Here is a 16,441-nt window from a genome sequence, read left to right as displayed (position 1 = left end):
CAGCACGGGCGCCGAACTACCCGACCAGACCCTTGGACTTGAGGTACTCCTCGGCCACATCGTCGGGCTTCTGCCGCTCGGAGTCGACCTTGCGGTTCAGCTCGATCAGGTCCTCGGTCGTCAGCACCCGGGTCAGCTTGTCCAGCGTGTCGGTGATCCGGCGGTCGCCGGCGTCCTTGGTGTTGACCACCGGCAGTACGTTGTCGGCGTTCTGCAGGTCCTTGTCGTCCTCCAGCAGCACCAGGTCGAACTCCTCCATGGAGGCGTCCGTGGTCGTCGTCAGCACCATGTTGTTGTTGCCGTTCTGCACCGACTGCTTGGCCTGCACGCTGCCCACGCCCTTGGGATCGAGCCGCGTCACGTCGATGTCGTAGCGGCTCTCCAACCCCGGCTGGCAGAAGGGCCGTTCCGCGCACTCGTCGCCCGCGGCCAGTTTGATCTTCAGGCCCTTCTCGCCGACGTCGGTGAGCGTCTTCAGGCCGTGCTTCTTCGCGAAGTCCTCGGTGACCGCGAACGCGTTCTGGTTCACCGCGTCGCCGGCGGCGAGCACGCTGATGCCGCGCGGCTCGGCCAGCTTGGCCAGCGCCTTGACCGTGGCGTCCGGATCGGCGGAGGCGACCGGCTTCTTCTCGGCCGCCTCGGCGCCGTTCACCTTGGCGTTGAGGAACTCGGCGAGGGTCGCCGCGTACTCCGGCACGACATCGATCTCGCCCTTCTCCAGGGCGGGCTCGTACAACTCCCGGTTGGCCAGGCGCTGTACGCGGGTGCTGTAGCCGGCGTCCGAGAGCAGCTGGGCGTAGAGCTGCGCCATGATCTCCGACTCGGAGAAGCCGGCGGAGCCGACCACCAGGCTGCCCTCGCCGCCACCGCCCGACTCCTCCAGGCTCTGGCCCGCACACCCGCCGAGCACCACGACGAGGGCGACGACCGCGGCCGGCGCGGCTCGGCGCCCGCCACCGCGCGTGAACTGCTCGAACACTGCTGCTCCTTGGGGACGAACCGCACGGGGCGGTGGGGCTCCGAGCGCACCGGCAGCTCCGGTGCGCGATCGTAGACGGCGAGTACGGGGGCGGACGGTGCCGCGGGGCTCCGGCTGCGAACGGCGGCCGGCCTGTCGGACTGATCTCCGCGGACAGGTCTGCCGCCGCGGGCCGCCGCGAGGGGCTTCGCCCGAGGCGGGGAGTCGCGCACAGCGGGAGGGTCAGGAAGTGGCGGACACCGGCACTCCCCTGCCCGCCGCCGCGTCCGCGTCGGCAGCGCCGCTCGCGGGACCGCCGGCCGTACGCCGCCGCATCGGGTCGAGCCACCGGCTGAGCAGCACCAGAGCGCCCTCGACCAGCAGCGCCAGCACCGCGACCAGCACCGCGCCGGCCACCACCTGCGGTGTCCGGTAGGTGTTGAAGCCCTCGGTGATGATCCGACCCAGCCCGCCGCCGCCCGCGATCGCCGCCAGGGTGGCGGTGGCGACGACCTGCACGGTCGCCGTCCGCACACCGGTCATGATCAGCGGGTACGCCAGCGGCAGCTCGACCCGGGCCAGCAACTGGCCGCCGGACATGCCCATTCCGCGCGCAGCCTCCACGACGTCGCGGTCCGCCTCGCGCATCCCGACGTAGGCGTTGGTCAGCAGCGGCGGAATCGCGAAGAGGACGAGAGCGATCACCGTGGGCCACAGCTCGGATCGGCCGAGCGGGCTGATCGTCAGCAGCACCAGCACGGCGAGGGTGGGCACCGCGCGGCCCACGTTGGAGATGTTGATCGCCAGCGCCCCGCCGCGCCCGATGTGCCCCAGCCACAGCGCGATCGGCAGCGCGACGGCGCAGGCGATCACCATGCAGACGAGGGTGAGGAAGAGGTGCTCGCCGAGCCGGTCCCACACCCCGCCCGTACCGCTCCAGTTCTCGCCGGTGGTGAGCCAGCTCCAGGTGTCGGCGACGACTCCCACGGTCAGACCGCCTTTCCGGCGAGCGGGGTGGCACCGGCCGGTGCCTCGGCCTCGGCCGAATCACTCGGCGCGTCATCGGCCCGGGCCCGGACCGGCTTGCGGGAACGCGATCTCGCCCACGGAGTGAGAAGCCACTGGAGCCCCAGCAGCAACAGGTCGGCGACGATCGCGAGCACCACGCAGATCACCGAGGCGGTCAGCACCTGGGCCTTGAAGACACTGTCGAGGCCGGAGAAGAGCAGATTCCCCAGACCGCCGAAGTCGATGATGCCGCCCACGGTCGTCATCGCCACGGTGGAGACCGTCGCGATCCGCACTCCGGCCATCAACGCCGGCAGCGACAGCGGGAGTTCGACCGTCAGCAGCATCCGCAGCGGCCCGTACCCCATGCCCCGCGCGGACTCGCGCACCTCCTCCGGCACGGATTCGAGGCCGGCGAGGATATTCCGAAGGAGGATAGTGAGCGAGTACAGCACCAGCGCCGTGACCACCACCGAGACCGAGATGCCCAGCATCGGCACCAGCAGCGCCAGCATCGCGAGCGAGGGCACGGTGTAGAGGATCGTGGTCAGCGCGAGCAGCGGGGAGGCGGCGACCCGGTACCGCCGGGCGAGAAACGCCAGCGGCAGGGCGATGAGCAGCCCGATCCCCACGGAGGCGACGGTGATCCCGATGTGCTGAAGCGTCGCGTCCGTCAGCTCCTCCTGGCGGGAGCGGACGTACTCGCCACAGATCCATTCGTTGGCGGCGAGACAACCTTTTGACATCACGTTCGCGACCCTAACCGCTGACGCTGACAGAATCGGGAGCATGTCGCAGCCCACAGAGCACCGCAACGAGAACTTCATCAAGTTCGACCAGGTGACCAAGCGTTACGCCGATGGCACGGTCGCCGTGGACAACCTCACCTTCGACGTCGCCGAAGGTGAACTGGTCACTCTTGTCGGTCCGTCGGGCTGTGGCAAGACCACCACCATGAAGATGGTCAACCGCCTGATCGAGCCGACCGAGGGCAGGATTCTGCTGGACGGCGAGGACATCGCGACCGTCGACCCCGTCGTGCTGCGCCGCCGCATCGGCTACGTGATCCAGCAGGTCGGACTCTTCCCGCACAAGACGATCCTGGAGAACACCGCCACCGTCCCCCGGCTGCTCGGCTGGCAGAAGGCCAAGGGCCGGTCGCGCGCGGCCGAGTTGCTGGAGCTGGTCGGACTCGATCCGTCGGTGCACGGCGACCGCTACCCCGACCAGCTCTCCGGCGGGCAGCGCCAACGCGTCGGCGTGGCACGGGCGTTGGCCGCCGACCCGCCCGTGCTGCTGATGGACGAGCCGTTCGGCGCGGTCGACCCGGTGGTGCGCGAGCACCTCCAGAACGAGTTCCTCCGGCTCCAGGCCGAGGTGCGCAAGACCGTCCTCTTCGTCACGCACGACATAGAGGAGGCGGTGCGTCTCGGCGACCGCATCGCGGTCTACGGCTCCGGCCGCATCGAGCAGTTCGACCCGCCGGCCAAGGTGCTCGGCGCGCCTGCCACTCCGTACGTCGCGGACTTCGTCGGCGCGGACCGCGGACTCAAGCGGCTCTCGGTCACGCCCATCGAGCTCGACGATCTGGAGCAGCCGCCGCTGGTGCGCCTGGACGACACGCTCGCCCGCGCCGCCGAAAAGATGGCCGCCGACGAGGCCCGCTGGGCCGTGGTGCTCGACGACCGCGGCGCACTGCACGGCTGGGTCTCCGCCGACTCCGTGAACACGGCGGGCGACGGCACGGTGCGCGACCGGGCCCGCAGAATGGACGCCTGGCTGCCGCTCGGCGCCCCGCTGAAGCAGGCCTTCAGCACCATGCTCCAGTACGACGCCGGCTGGGTGGCGGTCGAGGAGGGCGAGCGATTCCTCGGCGTGCTCACCCCGGCCAAACTCCACGAGGCGCTGCGGCGCTCCATCGACGCGGAGGAGCGCGCGATCCCCCGTTCCGCCGTCGAGTTGGAGACGGTCACCGACATCTGAGCGCGCCCGCCGCCGGAGGCCGACAGCCCCGAGGCCGACAGCCCCGAGGCCGACAGCTCCGAGGCCGACGCGATCCGGGGCCGACGCGAGATCCGGGGACGGCGTACTCCGAGACCCGGCCCCGAGGCCGCCGGTGTCCGAGGCCGGAGGCTCCGGGGCCGCGGGTGTCCTGCACCGAGGGCCCCGCGCGGGCGCGGCCCCGCACGGGCGCCGGCGCGCACGGGGGTGCGTCCTCCTCGGTGTCGCATTTCCGCCAGCGCAGCCCTGCGTGAGCGCCATACTCGACGTATGAGCACCACAGCCGCACCCGCCTCGACCGCCGCCGCAACCGCCGGCACCGCACGTCGTACGCACACCGTCGTGGAGAGCCCGATCGGGCCACTGACCCTGGTCGCCACGGACGGTGTGCTCTGCGGCGTCTACATGGAGGACCAGCGCCACCTCCCCGCCCGGGAGACCTTCGGCGCACCGGATCCGGACGGCTTCGGCCCGGCGGCGCAGCAGCTCGCCGAGTACTTCGCGGGCGAACGCACCGGCTTCACCGTGCCGTTGGCGATGGAGGGCACCGAGTTCCAGCGCACCGTCTGGAGCGCGCTGCAGGACATCCCGTACGGCCGCACCGAGTCCTACGGCGAACTGGCGGCCCGGATCGGCCGCCCCTCGGCCTCCCGCGCGGTCGGCATGGCCAACGGCAGGAACCCGATCAGCATCATCGTCCCCTGCCACCGCGTCATCGCCGGCAACGGCAACCTCACCGGCTACGGCGGCGGGCTCCCCCGCAAGCGCCATCTGCTCGCCCTGGAGTCCGACCGGACCGCCGCCCGCTGAACAGGCCCCGGGCTGCGGCCCGGACAGCCCCGGCCAGACCCGACCAGCCCCGGCCAGACCCGGAGTTGCGGCCCTGACAACCCGGCCGGCTCCGGCAGGGCGTCCGTACGCGCCCCACGGTTGAGCTCCCCCGACGGCACCGCGCCGTACGCGCCACCGGGCGGTGCCGCCCGTACGCGCCTTCGGGCGGTGTTACGCCGCCGCGCCCTCCGGGCCGGACTCCTCGTCCTCCGGAAGCCGGCAGATCCGCTCCAGCCACACCGCCACCGCCATCAGCGCGACCGCGGCGACCACCGACAGCGCGGCGTACAGCGCCTGTTCGCGCCGGGCCGGCACATCCGCCAGATGCGAAGTGACCACGAAGAGCCCCGCTCCGCCGTACACGCCGCCGATCAGCGCCGCCACCAGCGCACTCGCCTGCCCGAACACCACCGCTCGCGCCGCCATCATCGGCTCCACCGGCTTGCCCACCGGGCGGCGCTCGCGCTGCGCCCGCAGCCGCGACCGCAGCGAGACGGCCGTCGCCAGCAGCACCGCGGCGATCAGCGTCAGCACCACCGGCGCCAGCAGCGGAACCGCGGGCAGGGTGCCCAGCTGGTCCCACAGCCGGGATCCGGACCAGCACAGCACGCCGCTGACGGCGAAGATGCCCGCAAGTGTCCCGATACGCAGCTGCTTCACGATGCCCTCAGTGTCCTGTGCCCTGCCGGCGCTCACCGGGCCGCGCGACACCTGCCGCGCGCACCCTCTCGGCAGACCGCCCTTTCGTCCTGCCCAGCCATGCCATGCCCCACTGCCAACGACTAGTCGGGCAGCACGAGTTCCAGGTCCTCGCGCACCACGACCTCGCCCTGGTTGTCCTCGTCGATCTCGGCGAGCAGCTCGACGATCGAGCCGCGCCCCGGCACCGTCCCGGACGGGTCCACATCGTGCCACGGGATCAGTACGAAGGCCCGCTCGTGCGCGCGCGGGTGCGGAAGCTCCAGACCCGGGTCGGACTGGACGACGTCCTGGTACGAGACGATGTCCACATCGATCGTGCGCGGGCCCCAGCGCTCGTCCCGCACCCGCTCGAACGCCTCTTCGATGGCATGCCCCCGCTCCAGCAGCGAGGCGGGCGGCAGAGTGGTTTTGATCAGCACCACCGCGTTGAAGTACGAGGGCTGGGTGTCCGGTTCGACGCCCCACGGCTCGGTCTCGTAGACCGGCGAGACCGCCTTCACCCGCAGACCCGGCGTGTCCTCCAGCGCGTCGACCGCGCCCTGCAGGGTCTCCAGGCGGTTGCCGAGATTGCTGCCGATGGAGATCACGGCGTACTTGGGGTTGTGCAGGGTGCTGTCGGCGGCATCGACCTGGTGGACCACCGAAGCGGGCACCGGCTGCACGGTCGGGTCACTGTTCGGTGTCATCATCGGCTCCGCTTGATCGTGAGGGTCACATCGTCGAAAGGCACGGTGATCGGGGCGTGGGGCTTGTGCACGACGACCTCGACCTCCTGTACCGCCCGATGCGTCAGGCACTGGTCGGCGATCCGCTGCGCCAGGGTCTCGATGAGGTCGACGGGCTCGCCCGTCACCACGGCGACGACCTCCTCGGCCACCTCCCCGTAGTGGACGGTGAGCGCCAGATCGTCGTCGGCCGCCGCGGCCCGGGTGTCCACACCCAGCTCCACGTCCACGACGAACACCTGGCCCTCCTCGCGCTCGTGGGCGAAGACACCGTGATGCCCCGTGGCTCTCAGGCCGCGCACCGCGACTCGGTCCATCGCGCATCACTCCCTGTCGTCAGTTGTGGATCCGTGCGGGCGCCGGCGCGCGCGAGCCGCGCGCCCGAATCTACCCACGCACGCTGAACGCGCTCGCTCTCGGGGGTGGCCACCGCCCGTACGTCCGGTACGGCGGCACCGACTCCATCAGCGAAACCCGCTTACCCAGCAGCAGTTGGGGACACTCATCCATTCCCCGCCACACACTCCGACGAGTGACCACATCGCGTCAAGACTGACGGGGAGTGCCGAATTCCACGCTTGCCCGGCCCGACAACGGCGCCCGGTCAGGACGGGCCGAACGCCGTGCCGCCCGCGGTGTCTTCGCCGTCCTCCGGCTCCTCGTCCACCTCGTCCGAGTCGTCCTGGTCGACGAGCACCGGAGAGCCGTGGTGTGCCCACAGCTTCCAAGTGCCGTCCCCGGCACGCCTGAAGACGTTCGTCGCCACCACCAGCCCGCCGACGAGCGGGCCCACCGAACCGTCCTCCTCGGCCGGCCCGCCACTGAGAATGTTCTCCGTGCAGGTGACCAGCGCGGTGTCGCCGAGGACCGAGATCTCGACATCCGTGAGGAAGAACTGGATGTACTCGGTGCTCGCCATGATCAACGCGTACGACCGGAGGACCTCGCCCCGGCCCGTCAGCACCGGCCACCCCGGGTGCACCACGCTGACGTCGGCGTCCGCGGTGTGCTCGCCCCCCTGCGCCTCGTCCAGCGCCGGGTCCAGCCAGCGCTCCTCCAGCGCCTCCAGATCCCCGCGCTCCAACGCTTCGTAGAGTCCGGTGTTGGCGGCCTCGACCGCCTCGATGTCCGTACCCGGCCCGCTGCTCACTGGGCTCCCTCTGCTGTCGCCCGGCGGACCTCGTGGGCCACCCGTACCGCGTCCGCGCTGGCCCGCACCTCGTGCACCCGTACCGCCCAGGCCCCGTCGCCGGCCGCCAGCGCGGTCACCGCCGCGGTGGCGGCGTCGCGCTCCCTGGCGGGGGGCGGGGCCGTGTCCGGGCGGCCGGCCAGCACCCGTCCCAGGAAACGTTTCCGGGAGGCGGCGACCAGCATCGGCAGATCGAGCTCGCGCCCCAACCGGCCGAGCGCGCCGACAAGTGCGAGATCGTGCGCGGCCTCCTTCGCGAAGCCGAGGCCGGGGTCGACAACCACTCGATCGAGCGCGATTCCGCCCTCGGCCGCGCGGTCCAGCGCGACCCGCAGCTCCTGGATCACCTCGGAGACCACATCGCCGTACACCGCACGGGAGTTCATCCCGGCGGACTGCCCGCGCCAGTGCATCACCACGTACGGCACACCGGCGTTGGCCACCACCGGGATCATGCGCTCGTCCGCCCAGCCGCCGCTGACGTCGTTGACCAGCCGGGCACCGGCCGCCACCGCCCGCTCCGCGACGACGGCGCGCATGGTGTCCACGCTGACGACGACGCCCTCCCCGACCAGCCCCCTGACCACCGGGAGCACCCGCCGCAGCTCCTCGTCCTCGTCCACCCTGCTCGCGCCGGGACGGGTCGACTCGCCGCCGACATCCACCAGATCCGCGCCCCGGCCGACCAGGTCCATTCCGTGCTTGACCGCCGCCGCGGTGTCGAAGAAACGGCCACCGTCCGAGAAGGAGTCGGGCGTCACGTTGACGACACCCATCACCGCGCACCGGCCCCACGAGGGCAGGCCGCTCACTTCACGCCGTGGTCGCCGTTCAACGCTCATACGCCCACCCTAGGCGGCCGGACGACCGCCCCCTTGCACGGAGCTGCCGCAATTTCCCGACGCTCAGCGGGCCATGATGAGGCTCATCGCCTCCGAGCGCGTCGCCGCGTCCCTCAACTGCCCGCGGACCGCGGAGGTCAGCGTCTTCGCCCCGGGCTTGCGCACCCCGCGCATCGTCATGCACATGTGCTCGCACTCGATGACGACGATCACTCCGCGCGGCTCCAGGATCCGCATCAGCGAGTCGGCGATCTGCGTGGTCAGCCGCTCCTGCACCTGCGGGCGCCGCGCGAAGACGTCCACCAGCCGGGCCAGCTTGGACAGGCCGGTGATCTTGCCGCTGGCGGACGGAATGTACCCGACGTGGGCCGTGCCGACGAAGGGCACCAGGTGGTGCTCGCAGGAGCTCATCACCTCGATGTCCTTGACCAGCACCATCTCGTCGTGGCCGAGGTCGAAGGTGGTGGTCAGCACGTCCTCGGGCCGCTGCCGCAGCCCGGCAAATATCTCCTGGTACGCGCGGGCCACCCGGGCGGGCGTCTCGCGCAGCCCCTCGCGGTCCGGGTCCTCCCCCACCGCGATCAGCAGCTCGCGGATCGCGTCGGCGGCACGCTTCTCGTCGAACTCGCCGATCGTCGATTCACCGTCGAGCGTCACCGGGTCGGTCATGGGGGCCTCGTTCCTCGTACCTGGCGTGATCATGGCTTGCTCGCCACGCAAAAGCCGCGCCCCTCAGCGTAGACCTGAGGGACGCGGCGATGCTCTGCCGGACCGTTGTGACCTGCGACTCGTCCGCTGCTGTCGACCGCGGCGCGACCGGCCCGCCCGAAAGGGAGGCCGGTCAGCCGCACACGGTCGGACTCAGCGCTCCTCGCGCGGCTCGTCGTACGGGCGCGGGGTGGAGAAGTCACTCTCCGGCGGCCGGACCTCGCCGCCCGCGGGCGTCGAACCGGTGGCGCCGCCGCCGTGCGCACCCTGGTCGGCGGGCGCCTTCGTCAGCGAGGGCGTGCCGTTGGCCAGCGAGATCTCCTTCGGTGAGGAGACCGGCGGCCTGGTCGAGGGCGTACGGCGGGCGGAGCCGGTCCACGCGGGGCGGGCCGGACGCTTCACGATGGAGCGGAAGACCACTTCCAGCTCCTCCTTGTTGAGCGTCTCCCTCTCCAGGAGCTCCAACACGAGGTTGTCCAGGACGTCGCGGTTCTCGACCAGGATCTCCCAGGCCTCGTTGTGCGCGGTCTCGATCAGCTTCTTGACCTCTTCGTCCACCAGCCCCGCGACCTCTTCCGAGTAGTCGCGCTGGTGGGACATCTCCTTGCCCAGGAAGGGCTCGGACTGGTCGGTGCCGAACTTGATCGCGCCCAGGCGCTCGGTCATTCCGTACTGCGTGACCATCGCGCGGGCGGTCGAGGTCGCCTTGTCGATGTCGTCCGCCGCGCCCGTGGTCGGGTCGTGGAAGACGAGCTCCTCGGCGGCGCGGCCACCGAGCATGTACGCCAGGCGGTCGAGCATCTCGTTCCGCGTGGTGGAGTACTTGTCCTCCTCGGGCAGCACCATGGTGTAGCCCAGGGCCCTGCCGCGGGACAGGATGGTGATCTTGTGCACCGGGTCGGAGTTGGGAGAGGCCGCCGCGACCAGGGCGTGTCCGCCCTCGTGGTACGCGGTGATCTTCTTCTCCTTCTCGCTCATGATCCGGGTCCGCTTCTGCGGTCCGGCCACGACCCGGTCGATCGCCTCGTCCAGGAACTTGTTGTCGATGAGCTTGGCGTTCCCGCGGGCGGCCAGCAGCGCCGCCTCGTTCAGCACGTTGTTGAGGTCCGCGCCGGTGAAGCCGGGGGTACGCCGCGCGACGGCGCCGAGGTCGACGTCCTGCGTGACCGGCTTGCCCTTCTGGTGAACCTTCAGGATCTCCAGACGGCCCTGCATGTCCGGGCGGTCGACCGCGATCTGACGGTCGAAGCGACCGGGACGCAGCAGCGCCGGGTCCAGGATGTCGGGCCGGTTGGTCGCGGCGATCAGAATGACGCCGCCCTTGACGTCGAAGCCGTCCATCTCGACGAGCAGCTGGTTCAGCGTCTGCTCGCGCTCGTCGTGGCCGCCGCCCATACCGGCACCGCGGTGCCGGCCGACGGCGTCGATCTCGTCGACGAAGACGATGGCCGGGGCGTTCGCCTTGGCCTGCTCGAAGAGGTCGCGGACCCGGCTGGCGCCGACACCCACGAACATCTCGACGAAGTCCGAGCCGGAGATGGAGTAGAACGGCACGCCCGCCTCGCCGGCGACGGCCCTGGCCAGCAGCGTCTTGCCGGTGCCGGGCGGGCCGTAGAGCAGCACGCCCTTGGGGATCTTGGCGCCGACGGCCTGGAACTTCGCGGGCTCCTGGAGGAACTCCTTGATCTCGTGGAGCTCCTCGACCGCCTCGTCCGAACCCGCCACGTCGGCGAAGGTCGTCTTGGGGGTGTCCTTGGTGATGAGCTTCGCCTTGGACTTGCCGAAGTTCATCACCCGGGAACCGCCGCCCTGCATCTGGTTCATCAGAAACAGGAAGACGATGATGATCAGCAGGAACGGAAGCAGCGAGAGCAGCATCCCGACGAACGGGTTCTGCTTCTTCGGGGAGACCGTGTAGCCGTCCGCGAGCTGCTTGTCCTGGTACTTGGTCTGCAGGGTCTGGGCGAGCTCGACGCCCTGCTGGTCGATGTAGCTCGCCTTGATCTGCTCGCTGTCCTCGACCTTGGTGCCGTCCTTGAGCTGCACCTCGATGATCTGCTCGTCACCGGTGGTGAGCTTGGCGGACTTCACCTTGTTCTCGTTGATCGCCTGAACGACCTGACCCGTGTCGACCGTCTTGGCACCCTCGGAAGAGCTGACGACCTGCATCAACACGACCACGGCAAGGACGGCCAGCACGATCCACATGACTGGCCCACGGAAGTATCGCTTCACGTCCATCCACACGAGGCGTGTACGCCCCGTCCCTCCTGCCATAGTGAGTTGAAAAACCGACCCTCGGACGGTACCCCAGCATTGTCACCCGGCGTCGCCGGGCACGGTGAACCGGCCTCCCCCTGCTCCAACGGCGGGGATCGGCCCGGTGTTCCCGGGCCGCGGACGGTGCGCGGCAGGGGCGGCCGGTGTCCGAATGCCGGTCAGCCCCCGTAGACGTGCGGCGCGAGAGTGCCGACGAAGGGCAGGTTGCGGTACTTCTCGGCGTAGTCGAGGCCGTACCCGACGACGAACTCGTTCGGGATGTCGAAGCCGACCCACGTGACCTCGAGTTCGACCTTCGCGGCGTCCGGCTTGCGCAGCAGGGTGCAGACGTTCAGCGACGCCGGCTCCCTCGAACCGAGGTTGGACAGCAGCCAGGACAGGGTCAGGCCCGAGTCGATGATGTCCTCGACGATCAGGACGTCCCGGCCCTGGATGTCGGTGTCCAGGTCCTTGAGGATCCGCACCACACCGGAGGACTGGGTCCCGGCGCCGTAGGAGGACACCGCCATCCAGTCCATGGTGACGTTGCCGGACAGGGCCCTGGCGAGGTCGGCCATCACCATCACCGCGCCCTTGAGGACACCGACGATCAGCAGGTCCCGGCCCGCGTACTCCGCGTCGATCTTCGCGGCCAGCTCGGCCAGCTTCGCGTCGATCTCTTCCTTGGTGATCAGGACCGACTTGAGGTCGGTGCCCATGTCCTTCTCATTCACGCTCTGCAGCTGCTCTCGCTCGATCGCCGGTGCGCGCTCACACGTCGCTCTGCCGAAGGAACAGTGTGCCACCCGTACGCCCGGCCTCGACGCGCCCGGGCAGGTTGATGGCCCGCTGCCCGCGCCAGGCGGTGATCAGCCGGTCGGCCTCCTCGAGGTGCCGGGCGAACAACGACCCGGCGGGAGCGCCCGCTTCGACGGCGGCGCGGCGCAGCACCCTGCGGCGCACCGCGGGCGGCAGCACCGCGAGACGGCCGACGTCCAGACCGATCCGGGGCCGTGCGCCGGCCGGAAGGCCGCCCTGCTCCGGCACCCGCACGGAGCGCTCCGCCTCGGCGGCCCAGGCGTCCAGGGCGTCGGCGTCGTCGCGGGCGAGCTGCGCGGTACGGGCGAGCGCCTCGACGACACCCTTGCCGAGCGCCTTCTCCAGCACCGGCAGCGCCTCGTGCCGGACCCGTGAACGGGTGTACGCGGGATCGGAGTTGTGCGGGTCGTCCCAGACCGGCAGGGCCTGCTCCATGCAGGACGTGCGCGTCGTCTGGCGGTCGATGCCGAGGAAGGGCCTGCGGTAGCGGCTCAGCACCTCGGCCGGATCGGCGGGGGCGGCGGCCGGGCCGGAGAGGGTGCCGGGCCCCGGCACCGCGACGATCGAACCGGTACAGGCCGCCATCCCGGACAGCGAGCGGGTGCCGGAGCCGCGGGCGAGCCCGAGGAGCACGGTCTCCGCCTGGTCGTCGCGGGTGTGGCCGAGCAGTACGGCGCTGGCGCCGAGTCTGCCGGCCACCTCGTCGAGCGCGGTGTAGCGGGCGGTGCGGGCGGCTGCCTCGGGCCCGCCGTCGCCCCCGACGCGCACCCGTACGCACTCCACCGGGTCGAGCCCCAACTCCCGCAGCCGGGCGCTCACTTCCTCGGCACGGCCGGCGGAGCCCTCCTGGAGGCCGTGGTCGACGGTCACCCCGCCCGCGCGCACTCCGCTGCGGGACGCCTCGAAGGCGAGCGCGGAGGCGAGCGCCATCGAGTCCGCGCCGCCGGAGCAGGCGGCGAGCACGAGGGGCGGCCGGTCGTGGGCCGAGCGCCGCGGGCCCGGGCGGCGGGTGCCGGGCTCGTTCAGGGCGGCGTTGCCGGCGTGCCCGGTGCTCGGGCTGACGGTGCCCGGCTCGGTGCCGGCGTCGGCGAGGACGTCACGCAGTGCGCGGCGGACCGCCAGACGTATCGCGGCGACCGCGGGGTGAGGACCCATGTCCGTTCCACTTCCTCAGAGTTGCTGGGTCGAGAGGCCCGGCCGGCTGCTCGGCTGAGCAACGGCGCTCCCGCGGCGGCTGCCAGGGCTGCCCGCCGGGCTCTCTGCTGTGTGCGATGTCGGCTCGGCGCGACGCGGACGTCGCGGCAGAACCCGACAACTCCGTCACACTGAGTGCGATGATGGTGACAGAGGTCGAAGGCTGCTCAGAGCATCGCATGCGCCCTGCACGGACCACGGTCCCTCGGAAGAGTGATTCCCGGGGCGTACCGGCTCAGGAATCAGCCGTACGGTGCACTCTGGCGACCCACTCGCGCGGATCGGCGATCTCCGTCTGGGTCGGCAGGGTGTTGGGCGAGGTCCACACTTTGTTGAAACCGTCCATGCCGACCTCCCCGACCACGGCGCTGACGAACCGCTCGCCCTCCTTGTACTGCCGCAACTTGGCGTCCAGGCCCAGGAGTTTGCGCAACGCCTGGTCGAGTCGGCCCGCGCCCGCCTGGCGCCGCTTCTGGAACTTCTCCCTGATCTCCGCCACCGAGGGCACCACCTCGGGCCCGACGCCGTCCATCACGTAGTCCGCGTGCCCCTCCAGGAGCGACATCACCGCGGTGAGGCGGTCGAGGATCTCGCGCTGGGCGGGTGTCTGCAGCAGCTCGGCGATGCCCCGGCCGCTGTCGCCACCCGTGGTGTTCCCGCCGTTCTCCCCGCGCTCGGAGTCGGGCCGCGCGCCGGTGACGCTCTGGGCGACCTCCCGCAGCCGCTCCAGCAGCATCGAGGGGTCGACGTCCGTCTCGCCGAGGAACGACTGGATCTCGCCCTCCAGATGGTCCTTCAGCCACGGCACGGCGGTGAACTGGGTGCGGTGCGTCTCCTCGTGCAGGCTCACCCAGAGCCTGAAGTCGTGCGGATCCACGTCGAGTTCGCGCTCCACATGGACGATGTTGGGTGCGACGAGCAGCAGCCGGCCGCCGCGCGAACCCGGCAGGTCGCCCGAGGAGGGGGCGAAGGTCTCGTACTGGCCGAGCACCCGGGAGGCCATGAAGGAGAGCAGCATGCCCACCTCCACGCCGGTGATCTTCCCGCCGAGCGAGCCGATGAGCGCCCCGCCCGGCACCGCGGTGCGCTTGGCCCGCATCTTCTCCAGCATCGGGGTCAGCAGCTCGCGGAAGCTGGCCACGTTGGCCTTGATCCAGCCGGCCCGGTCGACCACCAGCACCGGGGTGTCCCCGGCGGTGCCGACCGGTACGAGCCCGGTGAAGCCGCGCACGTGGGCCTCGGAGGACTTGGCGTGCCGACGGAGCTCGGCGACGACGGCACGCGCCTCGGTCCGGTCGACCTCGGGGCCGGACTTCACCAGACGCGTCGCGGTCGCGACCGCGAGGTCCCAGTCGACGAGGTCCGCACCCTTCCCCGCGCCCTTCCCCCGGGAGGAACTGCTCTCGAAGTCGCCACGGTCCGTACCGTCTGAACGCCCCATGCTCGTCATGGCTTCACGGTACGGCTTCCGCTGCGTACGGCACAGCGGTGCGAGCGGCGCGGGGGAGGCCCCGGGCGCGGGGCTGCGCACGTGCGCGGATACGGACCGGTCGCGGATACGGACCGGACCGGCGCGCGGCGGGGCGGGTCAGCGGCAGCCGCAGTCCGCGAGCCTGCCGGCCAGCGCGTCGAGGGCGTTCTGGGCTGCCCGGGAGTCCTTGGCGCCAGTGGTGACGAGCGCGAACGTCAGCAGCCGGCCGTCGGCGTCGACGACCGTGCCCGCAAGGGAGTTGACCCCGGTCAGGGTGCCGGTCTTGGCGCGTACCAGACCTGCGCCGCGTTGGGTGTCGGGGGTGCCGTAGCGCCCGCCCAGCGTGCCGTTGAAACCGGCCACCGGCAGACCGGTCAGCAGCGGCCGGAGCGCGGCACGGTCGGGCTCGGCGGCGCGGGCGAGCAGCTCGGTGAGGAAGGAGGCGGAGACCCGGTCGGCGCGGCTGAGGCCGCTGCCGTCGGCGAAGCGGGTGCCCTTCATCGGCAGGTCGAGCTTCTTCAACTGACTCCGCACAGCCTGCTCCGCGCCGCCGAAGTCGGCGGTGCGGCCGGTGGCCAGCGCGGTCTGGCGGGCGAGCGCCTCGGCGATGTCGTTGTCGCTGTTCACCAGCATCCGCTCGACCAGCGAGGACATCGGCGCGGAGCGGTGGACGCCCAGTTCGGTGCCCGGCCTGCCGTCATCGCCGCCGCCACCGTCGTTTCCGCCGCTCCCGGGGAGGTCCTTCTCCCGGCCGTCGATCGACTGGGTCCAGCCCTTGGCAGCCTTCGCCGCGACCGTGCGGTCGGTGTCCACACCACGGTCGCGCAGCAGCCCGGCGAAGCGCTCGGCCGCGTCGGCGGACGGGTCCAGCGCACGGGGCGCGGGGCCTTTGGAGGAGTCGTCGGTGCGGCCGGAGTTGACCATCAGGGGAGTCAGCGGGGCGATGTTGTCGTTGATCCCGATGGGGTGGCGGTCCGGCCCGGAGTAGCGGGAGGTGTCGTAGCCGAGCGCGGTCGGTTTCAGGCCACGCTTCTTCAGGCTGCGGGCAGTGGCGGTCGCGAGGGAGGCGAACTGCTTCTCGGTGACCGTGGGGTCCCCGCCGCCGACGAGGACGACGCGCTTCTTCTTCGCGTCCCACACCGTCCGGGTGGGGATGCGGTGTTCGGGGCCGAGCGCGGTCAGTACGGCGGCCCCGGTGGCGATCTTGATCGTCGAAGCGGGCACCACCGCGTCGCCGCCGCCGCTGGCGTACAGCTCCTCGCCGGTGAGCGCGTCCCCGACCGAGAGCGTCGTGCGGTTGCCCAGCGCAGGGTCCTTCAACAGCTTCTTGAACGCCTTGCCGAGGCCCTTGCCACTGGGCGGGCTGCTCTCGCTGCCGAGCGCGCCGAGCACGGGCGGGGCGCCCGGCCGGGGCGCGGTGCCGTCGTCGGGGCGACCGTCGTCGGTGTGGCCCTGGCCACTGTCGGGCTCCCGGTCGGCTGCCCAGCCGCGTTCGGCCGTACGCTGACCCGAGTCCCAGGGGCCGGTGGTGGCCACCGCGGTCACCGCGACGGTCAGGCCGACAACAGCGGAACCGGCCACCGCCTGCCAGTCACGACGCCGCGGAAGCGGGGTCGCGTACCAGCGTCGGCGGACGGCACGCACCCCCGTGTCCACCGCGTCCAGTGAACGGACCCACCGGTTCATGGGCGTACCCCGCACCTAGGACCAGCCCCTTTCGCGAGCAGACACCAG

16 protein-coding genes are annotated in these 16,441 nt (G+C 71.3%); 2 read left to right on the top strand and 14 right to left on the bottom strand.

The window, feature by feature from the left end; translation table 11 throughout:
• Positions 1–16: 16 nt before the first annotated feature.
• The 3 genes from JGS22_RS11065 to JGS22_RS11055 all read right to left on the bottom strand — a co-directional run bounded on the left by JGS22_RS11065 (position 17) and on the right by JGS22_RS11055 (position 2,715).
• Complete coding sequence (locus tag JGS22_RS11065) at positions 17–979, bottom strand: ABC transporter substrate-binding protein (RefSeq protein ID WP_211040341.1); 963 nt, start codon at positions 977–979, stop codon at positions 17–19.
• A gap of 222 nt (positions 980–1,201) precedes the next feature.
• A complete protein-coding gene (locus tag JGS22_RS11060; RefSeq protein WP_211040340.1) occupies positions 1,202–1,945 on the bottom strand; it encodes an ABC transporter permease in 744 nt (247 codons plus the stop codon).
• A 2-nt stretch (positions 1,946–1,947) separates the two neighbouring features.
• Positions 1,948–2,715 (bottom strand): ABC transporter permease, encoded by a 768-nt coding sequence (locus JGS22_RS11055; protein WP_211040339.1) that lies wholly within the window; start codon positions 2,713–2,715, stop codon positions 1,948–1,950.
• Positions 2,716–2,755: 40 nt separating this feature from the next.
• Between JGS22_RS11055 and JGS22_RS11050 the strand changes: the two genes are divergently transcribed.
• Positions 2,756–3,949 carry a betaine/proline/choline family ABC transporter ATP-binding protein gene (locus tag JGS22_RS11050; protein WP_211040338.1) on the top strand — a complete coding sequence of 398 codons (1,194 nt, stop codon included), beginning with the start codon at positions 2,756–2,758 and terminating at the stop codon, positions 3,947–3,949.
• A gap of 288 nt (positions 3,950–4,237) precedes the next feature.
• Complete coding sequence (locus JGS22_RS11045) at positions 4,238–4,777, top strand: methylated-DNA--[protein]-cysteine S-methyltransferase (RefSeq protein WP_211040337.1); 540 nt, start codon at positions 4,238–4,240, stop codon at positions 4,775–4,777.
• 192 nt (positions 4,778–4,969) lie between these two features.
• Here JGS22_RS11045 and JGS22_RS11040 read toward each other — a convergent pair whose 3' ends face one another.
• The 11 genes from JGS22_RS11040 to dacB form a co-directional block, all read right to left on the bottom strand.
• Positions 4,970–5,458 carry a DUF3180 domain-containing protein gene (locus tag JGS22_RS11040; protein ID WP_211040336.1) on the bottom strand — a complete coding sequence of 163 codons (489 nt, stop codon included), beginning with the start codon at positions 5,456–5,458 and terminating at the stop codon, positions 4,970–4,972.
• Between the two features lie 122 nt (positions 5,459–5,580).
• Positions 5,581–6,186, bottom strand: a complete 606-nt coding sequence (gene folK, locus JGS22_RS11035) for a 2-amino-4-hydroxy-6-hydroxymethyldihydropteridine diphosphokinase (protein WP_211040335.1) — start codon at positions 6,184–6,186, stop codon at positions 5,581–5,583.
• Positions 6,186–6,542, bottom strand: coding sequence for a dihydroneopterin aldolase (folB, locus tag JGS22_RS11030; RefSeq protein ID WP_211040334.1), 357 nt, complete (start codon positions 6,540–6,542; stop codon positions 6,186–6,188). Before folB ends, folK begins: the two co-directional genes overlap by 1 nt.
• Positions 6,543–6,829: 287 nt before the next feature.
• Positions 6,830–7,375, bottom strand: a complete 546-nt coding sequence (locus tag JGS22_RS11025) for a nuclear transport factor 2 family protein (RefSeq protein ID WP_211040333.1) — start codon at positions 7,373–7,375, stop codon at positions 6,830–6,832.
• Positions 7,372–8,256: a dihydropteroate synthase gene (gene folP, locus JGS22_RS11020; RefSeq protein WP_211040332.1), complete on the bottom strand. Its 885-nt coding sequence runs from the start codon at positions 8,254–8,256 to the stop codon at positions 7,372–7,374. Before folP ends, JGS22_RS11025 begins: the two co-directional genes overlap by 4 nt.
• Before the next feature lie 63 nt (positions 8,257–8,319).
• Entirely contained in the window at positions 8,320–8,925 is a 606-nt protein-coding gene (gene folE / locus JGS22_RS11015; RefSeq protein ID WP_211040331.1) for a GTP cyclohydrolase I FolE, read from the bottom strand.
• 192 nt (positions 8,926–9,117) lie between these two features.
• On the bottom strand, positions 9,118–11,205 hold the full coding sequence (gene ftsH, locus JGS22_RS11010; RefSeq protein ID WP_236073118.1) for an ATP-dependent zinc metalloprotease FtsH: 2,088 nt from the start codon (positions 11,203–11,205) through the stop codon (positions 9,118–9,120).
• 197 nt (positions 11,206–11,402) lie between these two features.
• Positions 11,403–11,957, bottom strand: a complete 555-nt coding sequence (gene hpt / locus JGS22_RS11005) for a hypoxanthine phosphoribosyltransferase (RefSeq protein WP_308405612.1) — start codon at positions 11,955–11,957, stop codon at positions 11,403–11,405.
• 37 nt (positions 11,958–11,994) lie between these two features.
• On the bottom strand, positions 11,995–13,197 hold the full coding sequence (gene tilS, locus JGS22_RS11000) for a tRNA lysidine(34) synthetase TilS (RefSeq protein WP_211040330.1): 1,203 nt from the start codon (positions 13,195–13,197) through the stop codon (positions 11,995–11,997).
• A 274-nt stretch (positions 13,198–13,471) separates the two neighbouring features.
• Positions 13,472–14,686 carry an Rv3626c family coenzyme F420 biosynthesis-associated protein gene (locus JGS22_RS10995; RefSeq protein ID WP_236073117.1) on the bottom strand — a complete coding sequence of 405 codons (1,215 nt, stop codon included), beginning with the start codon at positions 14,684–14,686 and terminating at the stop codon, positions 13,472–13,474.
• A 138-nt stretch (positions 14,687–14,824) separates the two neighbouring features.
• Positions 14,825–16,393: a D-alanyl-D-alanine carboxypeptidase/D-alanyl-D-alanine endopeptidase gene (gene dacB, locus JGS22_RS10990; RefSeq protein WP_211040329.1), complete on the bottom strand. Its 1,569-nt coding sequence runs from the start codon at positions 16,391–16,393 to the stop codon at positions 14,825–14,827.
• Positions 16,394–16,441 lie beyond the last annotated feature (48 nt).

This window comes from Streptomyces tardus, from assembly GCF_018101125.2.
GTDB lineage: Bacteria > Actinomycetota > Actinomycetes > Streptomycetales > Streptomycetaceae > Streptomyces > Streptomyces tardus.
Note: the sequence above shows the minus strand (reverse complement) of the source record. Positions and strands in the feature narration are given on the sequence as shown.